1 protein-coding gene is annotated in these 267 nt (G+C 46.8%); it reads left to right on the top strand.

The features are described from left to right. Positions 1 to 43 precede the first annotated feature (43 nt). Positions 44 to 267, top strand: a 224-nt coding sequence (locus tag SB724_RS20405; protein WP_410572710.1) for a hypothetical protein, incomplete at its 3' end; no start/stop codon positions are given.

Here is a 267-nt window from a genome sequence, read left to right as displayed (position 1 = left end):
CGCCTCATTTGCGCTACTACCACACACACCAGGCACTTATACATTGCCTGAAATTACCCTGCCTTGGTATAACACCAAAATGAACCGAATTAGTTACGCAACTTTACCAGAACGCACAATTACGGTAACACCAAGTACCACAGCGCCAGCAAACTCACTAAATACACCCGTTGAAAGTACTTTAAACAACACGGATGCAGAGCCAACGCAGCAAGCGCTCAGCGTGCAACGCCACACTAGTACGCCTCTATGGCTTATTATTGTAGC

The organism is Bacillus sp. SIMBA_031, assembly GCF_046535225.1.
Lineage (GTDB): Bacteria > Bacillota > Bacilli > Bacillales > Bacillaceae > Bacillus > Bacillus velezensis.
The sequence above is the reverse complement of the archived record's forward strand: the minus strand, read 5'-3'. Positions and strand labels throughout refer to the sequence as shown.